Source organism: Escherichia sp. WS568, assembly GCF_046486085.1.
Taxonomy (GTDB): Bacteria; Pseudomonadota; Gammaproteobacteria; order Enterobacterales; family Enterobacteriaceae; genus Escherichia; species Escherichia coli.
On sequence record NZ_JBJQMC010000084.1, the window covers coordinates 1 to 565 of the forward strand.

Here is a 565-nt window from a genome sequence, read left to right on the forward strand (position 1 = left end):
TGATAACCTTATTTTTGACGAGGGGAAATTAATAGGTTGTATTGATGTTGGACGAGTCGGAATCGCAGACCGATACCAGGATCTTGCCATCCTATGGAACTGCCTCGGTGAATTTTCTCCTTCATTACAGAAACGGCTTTTTCAAAAATATGGTATTGATAATCCTGATATGAATAAATTGCAGTTTCATTTGATGCTCGATGAGTTTTTCTGATAGTTAGTCTTTGTAGAGACACAAACCTGAAATTCCGGACACCGCGCTTCAGGACATCTCCCTGGACGCCGATATCTGGCAGTATCCGGACGGTACTATCGAACGCCGGGCCAACGGTACTCCCCTGCCCTTTATGACTGACGACCGGCTATTTCACCCACGCACTTCTCCATGAAATTTAGCATCGTCGCGGTTAATGTCGAAAATTTGCCACCTGACGTGGTTGGCATCGAGGGTGAAAGGCACTGTTGCAAAGTTAGCGATGAGGCAGCCTTTTGTCTTATTCAAAGGCCTTACATTTCAAAAACTCTGCTTACCAGGCGCATTTCGCCCAGGGGATCACCATAATAA

The 565-nt window shown here is 45.5% G+C and carries 1 protein-coding gene; it reads left to right on the forward strand.

The genetic code is table 11. The features are described 5' to 3' along the window. A partial coding sequence (locus ACJHWR_RS25315; RefSeq protein ID WP_180766538.1) for a phosphotransferase occupies positions 1-214 on the forward strand: 214 nt, incomplete at its 5' end. Positions 215-565: the final 351 nt, after the last annotated feature.